This window comes from candidate division KSB1 bacterium, assembly GCA_022562085.1.
Lineage (GTDB): Bacteria > Zhuqueibacterota > Zhuqueibacteria > Oceanimicrobiales > Oceanimicrobiaceae > Oceanimicrobium.
Map to the genome: position 1 here is coordinate 1 of JADFPY010000011.1, position 15,304 is coordinate 15,304.

General features: G+C 43.1%; 13 protein-coding genes. 3 read left to right on the forward strand and 10 right to left on the reverse strand.

Annotated elements, in window-relative coordinates:
• The 3 genes from IH879_02015 to IH879_02025 all read left to right on the forward strand — a co-directional run.
• A partial coding sequence (locus tag IH879_02015) for an amidohydrolase (GenBank protein ID MCH7673712.1) occupies window positions 1–1,390 on the forward strand: 1,390 nt, incomplete at its 5' end.
• A gap of 42 nt (window positions 1,391–1,432) precedes the next feature.
• A complete protein-coding gene (locus IH879_02020; GenBank protein MCH7673713.1) occupies window positions 1,433–2,809 on the forward strand; it encodes an amidohydrolase family protein in 1,377 nt (458 codons plus the stop codon).
• A gap of 25 nt (window positions 2,810–2,834) precedes the next feature.
• Window positions 2,835–3,560 carry a hypothetical protein gene (locus IH879_02025; GenBank protein MCH7673714.1) on the forward strand — a complete coding sequence of 242 codons (726 nt, stop codon included), beginning with the start codon at window positions 2,835–2,837 and terminating at the stop codon, window positions 3,558–3,560.
• Window positions 3,561–3,595: 35 nt separating this feature from the next.
• Here IH879_02025 and IH879_02030 read toward each other — a convergent pair whose 3' ends face one another.
• From IH879_02030 to IH879_02075, 10 genes are all read right to left on the reverse strand, one after another.
• On the reverse strand, window positions 3,596–4,831 hold the full coding sequence (locus IH879_02030) for a PorV/PorQ family protein (GenBank protein ID MCH7673715.1): 1,236 nt from the start codon (window positions 4,829–4,831) through the stop codon (window positions 3,596–3,598).
• Between the two features lie 26 nt (window positions 4,832–4,857).
• Window positions 4,858–5,502, reverse strand: coding sequence for a fibronectin type III domain-containing protein (locus IH879_02035; protein ID MCH7673716.1), 645 nt, complete (start codon window positions 5,500–5,502; stop codon window positions 4,858–4,860).
• 189 nt (window positions 5,503–5,691) lie between these two features.
• Window positions 5,692–6,078, reverse strand: coding sequence for a response regulator (locus IH879_02040; protein MCH7673717.1), 387 nt, complete (start codon window positions 6,076–6,078; stop codon window positions 5,692–5,694).
• A 100-nt stretch (window positions 6,079–6,178) separates the two neighbouring features.
• Entirely contained in the window at window positions 6,179–6,928 is a 750-nt protein-coding gene (locus tag IH879_02045) for a LysM peptidoglycan-binding domain-containing protein (GenBank protein ID MCH7673718.1), read from the reverse strand.
• Window positions 6,929–7,133: 205 nt separating this feature from the next.
• Window positions 7,134–8,507, reverse strand: a complete 1,374-nt coding sequence (locus IH879_02050; protein ID MCH7673719.1) for a sigma-54-dependent Fis family transcriptional regulator — start codon at window positions 8,505–8,507, stop codon at window positions 7,134–7,136.
• A gap of 12 nt (window positions 8,508–8,519) precedes the next feature.
• On the reverse strand, window positions 8,520–9,956 hold the full coding sequence (locus tag IH879_02055) for a hypothetical protein (protein ID MCH7673720.1): 1,437 nt from the start codon (window positions 9,954–9,956) through the stop codon (window positions 8,520–8,522).
• Window positions 9,957–10,128: 172 nt separating this feature from the next.
• Entirely contained in the window at window positions 10,129–10,266 is a 138-nt protein-coding gene (locus tag IH879_02060) for a hypothetical protein (protein ID MCH7673721.1), read from the reverse strand.
• Window positions 10,267–10,647: 381 nt separating this feature from the next.
• Window positions 10,648–11,448, reverse strand: coding sequence for a tetratricopeptide repeat protein (locus IH879_02065; protein MCH7673722.1), 801 nt, complete (start codon window positions 11,446–11,448; stop codon window positions 10,648–10,650).
• Between the two features lie 156 nt (window positions 11,449–11,604).
• Window positions 11,605–12,489: a PhnD/SsuA/transferrin family substrate-binding protein gene (locus IH879_02070; GenBank protein ID MCH7673723.1), complete on the reverse strand. Its 885-nt coding sequence runs from the start codon at window positions 12,487–12,489 to the stop codon at window positions 11,605–11,607.
• Between the two features lie 13 nt (window positions 12,490–12,502).
• Window positions 12,503–15,196 (reverse strand): MMPL family transporter, encoded by a 2,694-nt coding sequence (locus IH879_02075; protein MCH7673724.1) that lies wholly within the window; start codon window positions 15,194–15,196, stop codon window positions 12,503–12,505.
• Window positions 15,197–15,304: the final 108 nt, after the last annotated feature.

The following is a 15,304-nucleotide window of genomic DNA, read 5'->3' on the forward strand; positions in this document are numbered from 1 at the left end:
GGCAGACTCAACCAAGCCCGAAGAAAAGTCAAGCAAACCGGCTGAAATGGCCAAAGCTCCCAGCTTTCCACCGGGCGCTTACGGTCGAACCGGCCCTCCTGAGCAGCCCAAAGCAATTTTCGTCAAAGGGGCGACCATTTGGACAAGCGGTCCCGAAGGCATAATTGAAAACGGATCTCTTTTAATCAATCGCGGCAAAATTTCAAAAATCGGTAAAGGACTAAAAGCGCCCTCAGGTGCGATGGTTATCGACGCCAAAGGCAAACATGTGACACCCGGGCTTATCGACGCTCACTCCCACTCGGGGTTGAGTTCGATAAATGAAGGCTCGCAAGCCGTGACCGCTGAAGTTAGCGTTGGCGACGTCATCAACAGTTACGACATCGCTTTGTACCGTGAGCTTGCCGGCGGCCTAACTGCAGCGAATCAGTTGCACGGTTCCGCAAATCCAATTGGCGGAAAGAATTCCGTCATAAAACTTCGCTGGGGTTCTTCGCCGGACGCTTTGAAAATTAAAGATGCGATCCCCGGAATTAAATTTGCGTTAGGGGAAAATGTTAAACGATCAAGGTCGTCTAATAATAAACGTTATCCGGACACGCGCATGGGAGTCGAGCAGATCATTCGTGATCGCTTCAAGGCTGCTTTGGATTATGAAAGAAAATGGCAAAAATTCAGCGCGCTAAAGAAAAAGAACGGCGTCATTCCACCTCGTCGTGACCTGGAGCTCGATACTTTACTGGAGATCATTCACGGCAAACGCCTGGTTCACAGCCATTCCTACCGCCAGGATGAGATTCTCATGTTGGTGCGGGTTGCTGAGGATTTTGGTTTTAAGATTGGCACGTTTCAACACGTGCTCGAGGGCTACAAGGTCGCTGAAGTGTTGGCGAAGCACGGCGCCGGGGCGTCCACATTCAGTGACTGGTGGGCTTACAAATTTGAAGTTTACGATGCTATTCCGTATAACGGCGCTTTGATGCATGACGCGGGCGTTGTCGTTTCGTTTAATTCCGACAGCGGCGAATTGGCGCGGCGAATGAATCTCGAAGCAGCAAAGGCAGTCAAGTACGGCGGCGTCTCGGAAGAAGAAGCATTAAAATTTGTGACCTTAAATCCAGCGAAACAACTGCGCATTGATCATCGCGTCGGGTCGCTGGAAGTCGGCAAAGACGCCGATTTCGTGATTTGGAGTGGTAGTCCACTCTCGACGTATTCAAAATGCGAGCAGACCTGGATCGAAGGCCGGAAGTACTTCGACATTGAAGAAGATATGAAAATGCGTGAGCTGGTAGTTAATGAGCGGGCGCGACTTATTCAAAAAGTGTTTGCATCCGAAGAGAAAGGCAAGTCGAAGAAAAAGAAATCAGAAGCTAAACCGACTTATTAAAATATTTCTAAAAGATTTCTTGATTAAATTGGAGTAATAAAAATGAAAAGAATTATAAATCGAAATTCCGGAACCCGCACCTTGATGGGCGCCTTTTTACTCTCTGTATTTGCACTTACTATCAACGCCTCAGATCAAGTGCCTGGCAAACCACAGGATCACCCGATTGCGTTGATAGGTGGCACGATTCATACTGTCAGCGGTGTGATCATTGGGAACGGCACGGTTCTATTTGTCGATGGTAAAATTTCGGGAATTGGAACTCAGGTGGACTTACCTGAGGGCACGGAACAAATTAATATTAATGGCAAGCATGTTTATCCGGGCCTCATTACGGCAAATACACGACTGGGGCTCTTAGAGATTAACGCGGTGCGCGCGACCCGGGATTTCGCCGAGCTTGGCGACGTTAAACCGAATATTCGTGCCGAGGTTTCCATAAACCCCGACAGTGAATTGCTGCCGGTTGCCCGTGCCAATGGAATCACAATGGCGCATACCATTCCAATGGGTGGGCTCATCGCCGGGACCTCGGCACTTATCACACTTGACGGATGGACCTGGGAGGATCTGACTTATAAAGCGCCGGTCGGGCTTTATATTGACTGGCCCTTTATGGGTGTCCGCCGGGGGCGATTTGTGACTAAGAGTGAAGAGGATCAATTAAAAGAACGCGACGAAAAGTTGGCGAAAATCCGGGAGACATTCAAACAAGCGCGAGCTTATTTGAAGGCAAAAGAAGCAGAAGGTCAAAAGGGTACGCCGTACCACGGCTCAGACTTGCGCCTGGATGCGATGATTCCGGTTTTGAAGAAAGAAATGCCGGTTCTTTTGCATGCTCGCGGAATCAAGCAAATTCAAGCGGCCCTGGATTGGGCAATTGACGAAGACCTCAGAATAATTCTCTTGTGCGGTCAGGACGTTCGATTTGTTACGAGCTTGCTTAAAGAAAATAACATTCCGGTTATTTATGAAGGAACTTTAACTACGCCTTCACGTCGTTGGGAGCCGTATGACACGCCTTTTAGTACACCGCTTAAGTTGTTTGAGGCAGGAGTCACTTTTTGTATCTCAGGATCCGGAAGAACTTTTGAGGCAGCTCACGAACGAAACCTGCCTTACCAGGCTGCAATGGCCGCAGCTTATGGACTGCCAAAAGAAGAGGCATTGAAAGCAGTGACGCTTTACCCGGCTCAGATTTTGGGTGTGGGCGACCGGGTTGGCTCCATCGAAGTCGGTAAGGACGCTACTCTGATCGTGACGAATGGCGACCCCTTGGAAATTATGACAAACGTTGAAATGGAATTCATTCAAGGCCGCAAAATTGATCTGAGTAGCCGTCACACTGAGTTGTATGAGAAATATAAGACTAAATATCAGAGGATGGAATTGACGAACGGAAAAGTTACCTCAAAGTAGCATCGAAATATCGAAATTATTTGGAATGAAAATTTTTGCGCATCGCGGGTCTTCGCTGATCTGGCCGGAAAATACCATGCTGGCATTCGATCATGCCCATGAGACCGGCGCTACCGGATTTGAAACGGATTTAAGATTATCGAAAGATAGCGAGATCATTCTTTCGCATGATGACAACTTAGCTCGTTTTGGACAACCAGACAAAACAATCAGTGAATTAACCGAAAAAGAAATCGGCGCGATTGAAATTGGTTCACCTGATGGCCAGCTTAAAGATAAATTGATTTCTTTAAAGAGTCTGCTGCAAAAGTATCCGGAAAAGGATTATATTTTTGATTGCAAGATTTCCGATGAGTTACTTTTTGTGAAATTAAAAAAGCTTTTATCTGAGTTGACATTTCATGATCGGTTTTGGTTTCTAAATTGGAGCAGTAAAGGGGACAAACACGTGGACGATTTTTTCCCTGAACACGAAAGTTTCCCCCGGGTTGCTCGAACCGGTATTTGGGGATGGTTAAGTATTCTTGGTTTAGGTCATTTTTCTGAACCAAAAAATAACATCTTGGCGCTGCCTGTTTATTTTAATCATTTTCCGGTTTTTTCAGGAAGACAAATCGCTTCAATTGCGAGACGTAAAAAGACTTTCGTGGGATATTTGGTTAATTCTGAAAAGGAGTTTCGACAGTGTAAGGGGATGGGAGTTGAGATTTTTTTAACCGACCGCCCGGACGTGATTGCGAATCTTATGTAGGGAACAGGCATGCCTGTTCCCTACAATTATGTATTCTATTTTTTTATCTCTTGAATATATTTGATGTGCACCCATCCCATCTGAGCATTTCCTAATTTGATTTTTCTCCAGTTTCCTCTTCTTTCAAAGGCCTGAAATTTTTGTCCGTATTTAACCTTGGCCATTTTTCGGTATTTTGTTCCGGGTCCCGTACGCACATTTAATACTCTCGCTGTTACAACAACTTTCTTACTCGTTGTTCTGGCAATATCGCTAGCGCCGGTGCGCTTCGTTCTTGACATTGTTTTTTTTGCGCGTCTCGGTCTGTCGTGGCCCAGGTTGGACTTTTTCCCAAGTGAGAAGACCAGAGAAACCCGGTGTATGGCGTCATTGAATATTCTGTCGTTTGTGTAACTATAATTTAACTCCATCAGATGCCGGGAAACCGGCAGTACAATTCCTGCTCCCCCGGTTATCTGTGCATCATTCCAGCCAATCCTGAGCGGCAAAGAATTCACCGGCCGGATTTCAGCGCCTATGTGGTACTGCGGCGATTCGTCGGTGGTTTTGCTGACATCCACTGCTACAATTACACCGTCGAGTATTTTCCAGGCTGTGCCCAGTCTTAGTGTCATAGGGATGCCCTCGGTGAGGCCGCCTTCCCAGCGGTAATCGGTGCCAATATCTTGTACCAAAAGTCCCAGGGAAAGCCTGTCGGTCGGTTGAAATAGAATCGATCCGTCAAAACCAAGACCGTTTGCCGCAAAACTTCCCAGCTCGTTTCTGATAACTTTGAGGCTGCCGCCAATGGAGAAATTGTGAGTCAATGACGTTCCCATGGAAAGAAAAAAAGCATTCTGGGTGTTATTAAAGAGAAAGTCCGGTTCTGCGCTGTTAGAGGTTCTGGCTTCTAAATTTTCCACTCTGAAACCAACCCAACTGACGCCAAAAGTCATAAATCTTTTTAATGGCAAGGTTGCGCTGAAGTAATTCAATGTCCGGTCAAACGGCAGGTTGACATTCATGAATTCAAACTGAAAGTTGTGTATTTGGCCCAGTCCGGAGGGGTTCCAATATGCCGCCGATGGGTCATCCGCAATCCCTGTAAATGCGCCGCCCATGCCCAGCGCTCGGGCGCCAACGCCCATTCGTAAAAACAGACCGGCGGCTCCTGTAGCCTGTTGCACCAGCGCTTTGTCAAGAGTGATCTGGGAGAATGAATTGTTAAAAAAGATTCCGACTAAAGATAAAGCTGCGAAAATCACTCTGGCTGTTTTTGTCCACTGATACATGGTGTCCTTCCTTCTGTTGTGTTATATTATCTCGTTACGGCTATTTTTATGATCTTTTGTTCCAGGCTAGTGCGGATGTTACAAAAATAAACTCCATTCGCCACGAATCTGCCGTCGGAATTTCTGCCATCCCAGACATCTCCTGTATTTTCGCCGGCAGGTCTAAATTCGTTTTTGATGAGGTTGGTTATAAAGTTAGTATTGGAATCCATGATCTCGATTGTGACTTCTGCGGAATTTTGGAGTTCATATCGAATGATGGTTTTTTCAGAATCGATTTTAAATGGATTGGGATAATTATAGGCCTGACCAATGAATGTCTGAGTATTATTGGTTTCGTTGCCACTCCCTTGATCGTCGGATGTGTTTTCTGAAATGGTTGTCCCAACTTCTTTTGAGAAGGTGCTTTCGTTGCCCGAGAAATCCAGGGCTGTGACCGCAAAATAATAGTGTTTACCTTCTTCCAGCCCGGTGAGATGATAACTGGTGACATTTCCAACATAAACCTGGCTTTCATAACTTCCGGAGCTTTTGCCATAATAGATTTTATAACCAGCTAAGTCGAGCTCCGAATTGGCGTTCCACGAAACTGTAGCGCTTCCGGCATTTAGCAGCGGGGCCAATAGTAGAAATGTCAAATTGATAGTTCTTAAAAAACAATTCTTTTTCATGAGCAGATCACCTGTTAATAAAGTTATTTATGGTATTACCAATAAAGTCTTGCATTTTTGTGCAAAAAATTTCTCCATGCAAATATAAATATCAAAAACTTTCAGCAGTCAGCTATCAGCTTCAAAAAAAAACTAAATGCTGATCGCTGAAAGCTGATAGCTTGAAAGATGTTTATAGTAGTTCTCATTTCAAATTTCGTCCTGCGTTTGACAGTGTGCAGCTCCACCGCGCTGGGATAAAAGCATTTTATTAATTGCATCCAAAATTTTCTGAGGTCTGCACGGCTTTTCGAGAACTTGCGTGTTGGAATCCCTCAGCGATAAATGATGTGCTGTTAAAAAGAGCACTTTTAAATCCGGCCGTGTTTGTCTGAATTTGGATATTACAGCCAGACCATCAATGTCAGGCAGTTTGAAATCCGTTAGCACAATATCAAAGCTATGCTTGCGAAATGTTTCAAATGCTTCTTTGCCATTGATTGCAACTTCGGAGTCAAACCCGCAGTCCTGGAAATACTCTCTTAACACCAAGGCTGTTTCCCGGTTGTCTTCTATAATTAGAATTTTTTTCTTCATTAAATCGTGCGTGGATTCAAGTTGAAAGGAAAGGAGAGGTGAAAGCACATTCGGAAGACAAAATGGCTTCACGTCCCCTGGCATCTTTATTGAATCAAAACTAAACTACTTGCATTTTTTCTGTCTGTGTCTCTGTTTGGATTTCCCCTTCTTCATCATCCTTCGTTTCGTTTTCTCCAAAGTCATCGAGATAGATACTTTTTTCCGATTCCAATTTCTCGGTGTCTAAATCCGCACCGTAGAAGGAGATTTCATCTTTTCTTTTTTTACGCATAAAATAGAAAATAGCGATTACGAATCCCAGACATAGAGCAACCACGCCAGCAAAAAGAATTGAACTCGTTATTGAAGCTTTGTCACTACTGGACTCCGCTAGCTCTTGTTCAAAGCCTATAATCCGTCCAACGTCTTTAACGACCTCGGATTCATCCGGTTTTTTCACAGTTACGGTCGCTATTCTTTCGGACTGCGATTTTTCAACTTCCTGATAATTGTTCGGCTGTATAGATGTGGAAACCAAGATATTTTGCTGTTCTTTAATTAATTTATTTACCTCGCTTAGCCGTTTAGTGTTTCTAATTTGTCGGATGACCTTGAAACTCGGTACGATGACGTTCTCCCCTGGAAAAACCAGGTTGCCTTCGGGAGCACGATTGATCAGTTCCAACTCTTTCCAGAAGGTGGGATCACCATAATACTCCAGTGCGATTTTGCTGAGCCAATCGCCATCTTCAACTTTATGAATGGTGGGTTGCTCAATTCTCAATAAATTGCTCAAGAGTGTTTCTGCTGGTTCGAGGAATAAAACAAACAACCCCAAAAACAAGGTCGCCAAAATATACTTTTTCATACTTGCCTCCCATAAATTGTCAAACTTTCTTTAGGATAAAGCAAAGGAGGTGCCAAAGATTTTGAGCAGTTTTTTTTAGAGTAATATAATTTGTTTGTGGGTAGATTGCGGAGATTTGTTACTTAAAGTTAAAAAATCGGCGGGGATTCGTAGGTGAATCGAGAAGACAATGTAAATGTTACATCTTTTTGCGTGCCTTTAAAGTTCAAATGTCCGCATCTTCTACATAGTATTTATTCAATTTGTTGTGCATTGTTTTCAAACTGATTCCCAATATTTGGGCGGCTTTGGTTTTATTGTTATGGGTCATTTTTAATGTTTTGAAGATTACGTCCTTCTCAATTTCCTGTAGTTCTCTGCCCAGCTCAATACTTTCCCCGCTTTTTTTTTGTGGCGCTGCTAAAATATGTTTCGGAAAGTGTTTTAATTCCACGGTGTCCCCCTCGCACAGAATGACAGTCCGTTCTACCAGATTCTTTAATTCCCTAATATTTCCGGGCCAATGATATTTTCTCAAAACCTCCAGACATTCGGGAGAAAAGCCTTTTACTTCTTTTTTGTTTCTCTCATTGAAGATTTTTAGAAATTCATTAATGAGCGGCAGCAGATCGCTCATTCTTTCTCTGAGGGAGGGGAGCTCAATTTCCATAACGCTTAAGCGAAAATAGAGGTCTTCCCTCAAAAGTCCATTTTTGATTGCTTTTTGAATCTTGCGATTTGTGGCAGCGACCACTCTGACATCAACGGTGACTTCCTTTGTACCGCCCAGACGCCTAAAGCTCATTTCTTCCAGAACACGCAGCAGCTTGGTTTGTGTATCATTCGGCATTTCACCGATTTCATCGAGGAAAAGGGTGCCACCGTCCGCCATCTCAAAACAGCCCGGCTTTTCCTTGAGCGCACCGGTAAACGCGCCCTTTTCATGACCGAACAATTCATTTTCCAGAATATCACGTGGAAGGGCAGAGCAGTTTATGGCGATAAACGGACCCTTCAGCCGGCTGCTTTTTTGATGAATTGCGCGGGCGACCAATTCTTTTCCCGTGCCGCTTTCGCCCGTAATTAACACACTCGCAGACGTGTCTGCTACCGCATCAATTAAATGATAAACTTCGTTGATTTTTTCGTCCTGGCCAACCATATCATTATACCGAGATAAGCTCTGAACTTTTTGCTCGAGCTCTTTATTTTTTTTCACTAAACTTTGATGCTCGAGAGCTTTTGCGATGATTGTCCGCAGTCGGTTTGGGTCGACCGGTTTGTCTAAATAATCGTAAGCGCCTGACTTGATTGCTTTCACGGTTGTTTCGGTACTTCCTTTTCCGGATATCATGATCACAGTTGTCGACAGACCCGTTTTATTAATCTCATTCAAAATTTGCAATCCGTCCAAACCCGGCATGACTAAATCAAGAAGAGCGATATCAAAAGGTTTTTCTTCTATCTGTTTTAGGGCCTCTTTGCCATCATTCACAGTTGTTGTTTCATATCCCTCCAATTCGAGTAATTCTGCAAGGCCTACTGTTATCGAAGGTTCGTCATCAGCGATGAGGATTTGATATTTTACATTGCTTCCCATTGGGTTGCTGGCTTAAAGTGATTGCAGGGAAATAATTATGGTGGTTCCCTTATCTAATTTACTGTCCAATTGCATTTGTCCCCCATTGGCTTCCACAATTCGCTTGCTAATCGGCAAGCCTAAACCTGTACCATTTTTTTTAGTTGTAAAATAGAGATCAAAAATTTGCTGCAATTGTTCCTTGGCAATCCCTGTGCCGGTATCCTTAATAGACACCAAAACTTTCTTTCGTTTTGCCCAGGAGCGAATGTTGACCTTACCGCCTTCGCCGGTTGCCTGAACCGCATTGATGAGGAGATTGTGAAGCGCCTGCTGAAATTGTCCCCGGTCAATCAGAATATCACTCAGATTTTTACCCAGCCGCGTTTCGATGCTTATCTTCGATTTTTCAGCTTCCGGGGCCACCATTTCACAAACATCTTTGATGAGATTGTTGATTTTCAGCCGCTCCTTACGCGGCACGCCCGGGCGGACATAGCTTAGAAAACCTTGAATAACTTCCTGAAGATGGTCAATTTCATGTTCGAGAATTTCTGAATGTTTAAGAAGATCTTTTTTCGGTTTACCTTTTTGTACTTTTGTTTTAAGAACGTCCAGATTAATGCCCAACGCATGCAATGGGTTCTTCACTTCATGTGCCATCATGTCCATATATCGAGAGAATGTTTTCATTTCATTAAGCAAAACATTTTTTCTTTGCACGGCGTTTCTTTGCACCGAATCCAATTGCTCCAACCTTTGCAGCGCGAGATTTACTTTTTCATAGACCTTTGCGAAGGGGTCGTTTTTTTTGATTTTCAGCCGGTGACCGTATTTCCTTTTATCGATTTGGGTCATGGCTTTTTCGATGATGCGCATCGGTGAACTCAAAACTTTGGACCATATAAGCGACAAAAATATGACCACTAAAATTCCCGCAAAACCAAGTAAATACCATTTTATTTTCAAACTATGGATAATACTGCTAACTCGCACAGTCGGATCTATTCTCAGCACGCAGGTAAGATTTTTTGGGACGGGAAGTAGCCAGACGGCCTCAAAACTTTCCGAATTCTTTGTCTTAATTACTGCTATTTCTTGAGCACCAATTTTTACTAAACTGTCAATTGCAACAGACACCGTGGCATTTTTAGAATATAATGAAAACAAAATTTGCCTTGTTTCACTGAGTAAGAAAACTTCTTCAATTTCCTTATGTCCGTTTAATTCGTTTAAAAGATACTGTCGGAATTGTTTATCACTTGCCGCTGACCATTTGCTTGAGGGGTCAAGCTGAGCGCCTGCAGAATTGATTGCCGATTTGACTTTTTCTGCCAGCAAATAAACATTTTGCTCTGAAAGAACTTTTTGGGAAGATGAAAGCCCCCAATAAGAAAAGTAAACCGTAAGTCCGAAAAACAAGCCAAAGAAGATTAATAAAATAATTAGCTGTTTGGGGAGTAACCTCATTGCCTTTTGGAGAAAGATTTGTAATAAAGAGAAGAATTAATTAAGGACAAAAATAATGTCAATGGGTCAGAATGTCAAGAGAAAATTCCAACTGTAAATTCGAAATAGAGGTGAATAAAGCCATAGTAGCGGAGTAAGTCCAGACAACAATTTCCTGGCAGAGAAAACAATTTTATTTTTTAATATTCAATTCTTTAAAAACTTTGTCGGCTATGATTTTAAAAATTTCATACTGGAAATAAAACCCTCCCCTGATGCGGTTTTGAATTTCGGTTAATCTTGTCTTGTCGAGACTGGAAAATGCACTCATTTTTGCTCCTGGTTCGGCGTCGGGTTAGTAATTGTTCTGAATTCCGTCTCAAGTCAGTGTGGTTAACTCATTCCTCTTCTTGAGGAGATTTTTTTCGGACCAATTTTACTCCTTTCGGTTTTTCGCGGGCTAAAAAAGATTAGGAGTAAGGTTTATTTTATCAATTACTTAACTTATCGGTTAATTATTACAGTTCTTTAATTAAATAATTTTGTAACAGGAGGATAAAATAAAAGAGCCGTCCATAAAGAACGGCTCGGAGGAGGAAGGAAATCGTTAAAACTATCTCTTTAATTCCACTTACGACTTTGCTCAAAAAAATGTTTCAATTAAATTTTTAAAAAGGATTCTACGGTTAAAGGAAGTTTCTTTGAGCAAAACTTATTGCGGCTTTTCTAATTTTTTTGAAAGCAGGGCAGCACGATTTCGCCAATCTTTCTGTTCGGTTGGTTCACTGTATTTGGAGTAAGAGGTGTTTAGAAGATTGAGCATTTTTTCTGCTTGGCTGAATTTACCAATTTTGATATAACTCTCTGCCAAAAAGAGCAGGTTTTCAGGGTAATCCTTTGAAATTTTGTATGCTTTTTCTAAATGAAAAACCGCTCTTCGCGAGCTGCCAATTCCCGCTGGTGGTCCAGGAGCACGCAGATAAAGCGCACCCAAAACACGATGGGGGCCGCCGTGATCAAAAGCAGGATCTAGATCGATTGCGATACTTAAATCCTTGCGAATTCGGTTCAAAGAATTTTTGGCTAGGAGTTTGTTCTGCTGCGAAAAGAGACCCACTGCAATTCCCCTGTAGTAGAATCCCTCGGCCCGCTGTTTGTCTATATCAATTGTACGTTTCGACAGTGAGATTGCTTCATTCGCGAATTTTGATTTCTCGATTTTTGTGTCCAGGTGATAAGAGAGCCAGATACCAAACCTGGCGGCTCGAATAAAATATTCGCAGCGATCCGGATTGTTTTTACTGCTTTGACTGGCCGCCTTTTTCATTAGTTTGTAAGCATCCAGTACATTGTGTGCTTTCCGTGGAGAAATGGCAAATCGGGATTCTGCCTGTACTGCAAGGACCTTTATATTTTTAGCGACATCGGGTTTTTGGGTTGATATTTGTTTATTTTGGCAGCTAAATAAAATGAGTAAGATTGAAATTAGAAGTTTTCGTATTTGTTGAGACACTTTGTTTTCCTAAGTAAAATTGATCTGAGAATTGAATACAGGACCCAGAATAGCACCGGGAGCAAGAACCGACCCCTGATCGTTTTAAGAAACTGAATTACTTTTTTCAGTGTGTTCGTTGCGTTTCAGTGTTAACGTTTCTTTGCTTTACCGATACTATTTTTCAGAAAAATATTTTTCGATTGTTTTCGTCAACAAATCCGAATTGATTTTAGTAAAACCAGATGATTGCATGATGCTGAGAATATCCAGGCCGGGTTGATTATTTTTCATATTTACTAAAACTTCCCGAAATTGACTTTTAAGCTTGTCTGTCCATTTAGAACCCATGGTGATCACCAAATCGCGAGGAAGCGGTTCCGAAGTCCAGATGATTTTCAACTCCGGCCAAACGAATTCATCGTCCTGAAAAAACTTTTTAAGTTCGTTATCTAAAAGCAAGGCAGATACGGCAAGCATTTCACCGGTGGCAATTCCACCACTTGCTTCTTCGATTAGAAAAAATAATTCATCAGCAAGGTTTTCCGAGGTCTTAACCAGAAAATAACTTTCTGGCTGAAATTGAAGCGGAAACACAACTCGTTTCAAGTACTCCCGGTCAATTGAAAAGACTGTCGCCACTATCTGATTTTTTAATCCCTGCAAAGTGGAAACACCGTTCTTTGAAGTCACCAAATAAAATCGCTCTTCAGATTTACCAAATCTAGGAATTTGTAAAATAGGGGTTGCTTTTTCAGGGGTTTCGTAAAGAAATTCGAGATAAAACCCTGGTGGTGCAAAAACGAAATCCGGGTTGTGCTTGTTTAAAACGAATTTTGCAGAATCTCGATTGTTTGCAATCCAGCCGTGGACGGATTTATTGTTAAAATAGTTGAAGTGTTGCTTGAAATAATCGGCAAAGCTTTCAAGAAACTCCGAAGCCAACTGCTGGTTCGCAGACTCATCACCGTATTTGACGATCAGGAAATTGATGGTTTGATTTTGCTGTCCAAATAAGGAGGAACAGGGCAAAAGCAAAAGAAGAAGTAATTTTACTTTCATTTTTACCATCTCCTCAGTCTTTTTTCATGAAAAGTTTAAGGGCTGCAGGAAGGAAGACCAGGGAGGCTAAGAGGCAAAATGAAATTCCGAGAAAAAGCACCAAACCGAGCGATCTAACCCCAAGATGGTCACTGGTTGCCAAAATCCCAAATCCGACAATGGTCGTCATCGAGCTGAGGAAAACCGCTTTCCCGGCTCTTTGAAAGGTCTGCGGGTTTTTATCCTGCCACGCCTTAACCAGGTGAATGCCGCTGTCAACGCCAATGCCGATGAGAATAGGGAGAGCAAAGAAATTGGTGAAGTTCCAATGAATCCGATACCAGGTCATGATTCCGAGTAAGAGTCCCACACTGGTAATGAGGGGCAGGAGACTGAGAAGCGTGCTGCGAACCGAGCGTGACCAAATCAGAAGCAGCACAAGAATCGCTGCTAAAGAATAGCCGCTGGCCTGCAGAAAACTCCGAATGATCGACTGGCCGTTTTCATAAAGGCTCACAAGTTCACCTGCAATGTTAGGCTCAATACCTCTAGCTTTTTGCACAAATTCCTCTAAATTTGCCTGCTCCCAAACATTTTTGGCCGGATAAATAAATAAAGCCAAAGAACCATTTTTCCCCAAGAATCGGCTTTTGAGAGATTCCGGAAGTCGGTCGATAGAGAGTGGCGGCGGACAGAAAAAACTCTGCAATTCCGGAACTCTGTCTTTTAAATCCAGAGAGACTTTGTTTTCGAGTTTAGTCAATTTTAATTTCAATTTTTCCGGGGGTAGAATATTTATGGTTCGGTAAAGAGAGCTTAGTTCGTTTTCAAGATCCGCGAGCGCAGTTTTGGCTTCTAGGTTGGCGTTGCGGTACTTGCGAATTGTTTGGCGGAAATTCCAAATTTGCCGCTTAAACGCAACGGTTGAATGCAGGCCGGGTTGCTCAATTTTAATGGCCCCAACTTGCTCGCACAAAGATGCTAAAATTTCCCGTTTCTCAAGTTCGTTTGATGGGTATAGACTTTCCGTGGCTTCAACCCATCCAGGTGAATCATCAAAAATGTTTTGCATGCGCTCTAATGAATTTCGATCTTTAAACGTGCATATCGCAAATAATGAGCGGTCACCAGTGGAGAGCAAAATACGCTGCCAGCGATTGGCTTGACTGTCCATCGCTTGCAGGTTTAACAGATTGGTGTCGAAGGTATACTGCCCGAAAAAGTATCCCAAGCCGAGTAAAAGCACTGAGACCACAGCTATCCATCTGGCTGTTTTAAAATTGAGGCGGGAAATGATAATCCCAATCGGATTGAAAAAAATATTTTTTTTCGTCTTGAGCAATTCTTGACGGGTGTCCAGAAGAAAAAGCATGGCTGGGTAAACCACAACCATGCATATCAGGCAAATGATTAGACCGGAACCGGCGATTATCCCAAGTTCCGCTAACCCGGCAAACTCAGTAAAACAGGCTGACAGAAAAGCAGTCGCCGTAGTTATTCCGCCCATCCATAAAGCGCCGCCGATTGAAGAGTACGTTACTTTGATTGCTTGGGCCGGAGTATCTCCTTCGGCCAGAGCATGTTCATAATGGGTCACAAAATGAATCGCAAAGTCGATGCCCAGGGCGACAAGAATGACTGTAAATATCATCGCCAGTAAATTCAAATGCCCGATTGTCAGCCAAACAACCCCAAATGTGATAGCAATGGCCAAGCAAAGGCAAGCCGCGGCAAGCGCAGGCCGGATGAAGTTTCGAAAAGCAAGAACGAATAGTAAGGTCACACAAAACAGGGCGATGACTGCACTGCGGGTGAAATCCTGATGCGCGGTTTTCAACTCTTCATACTCAAGTGCAGGCATGCCGGCAAGCCCGGCCTCTAACCCTAAAGACTCAGGGATTTCAGCCAGCGCATCTTTTAGAGCGGCTTCGGCGAATTCGATCACTTCAGCATAGCGATTTTGCTGACCCGAGTTTGCAGATACCGTTGCGAACGCAGTCAGCAACCTGCCGTCACGCGAGAAAATGAAACCATCCGGGTCGAATCGGCCCTGACTTAAAAATGAATAAAAATCAGAGTTACTGCCATTTGTGGCGACAGACTGCTCGTCTGTCAACTCCTTCTGAAGCCAGCGAAGAAAATCAGTAAGTCCTGAGAGGACAATGGAAATTCGCTCCCGGTTTGTGGTAGCAGTGTCAGTTCCAATATTTTTGAACTCTTGGTTGAGGATTGCAAATACTTTTGAAAGGGAAGGGGAGTGCGCCCATTCTTCAAATTTGGGTAAGTGCTCATTCAGTACCTCACCGAGTTTCTGAAGATTTTCAAGCTGCAAATAAAGCAGCGCCAGCGAATTCCATTCTGCGCTTTCAATGCGTTCCCAAACATTTGGAAAAAGCTCCGGACGCAGCCGCAATTGCTGGGCCCAGTGTTTTGCCAGAAGTTTCATCTGCTTGCGCTGTTCCGGGGTTGGAATGGCCCGAGTATCTTTTGTTTTTGCCACTAGAACCAAAACCTGTTCACCGCCAAATTCATCACGGTATTCTTGATAAATTCGGTTTGTCTCCAATGCCTTGCTGACAAGCTGATCGCGGTCGGAGATGATAGGTAGTTTGAAAAAATAGATATAGCCTCCAGCTGCTGCTAGTAAAAATGCTATTAAGACAACGGTAAATGGGTAGCGGTAAGAGATTTCTGTTAAAAAATCAGGTATTTTGTAGAAGAATTTCAAGGCTTATTTTCTCTATTAGCACTATGCAATCGGTGCTTATACTCATTAAACCCAAAGAAAAGACCTTTGAAAATTAAATCTGTAGTGATTTGATAGCTTTGCGAACAT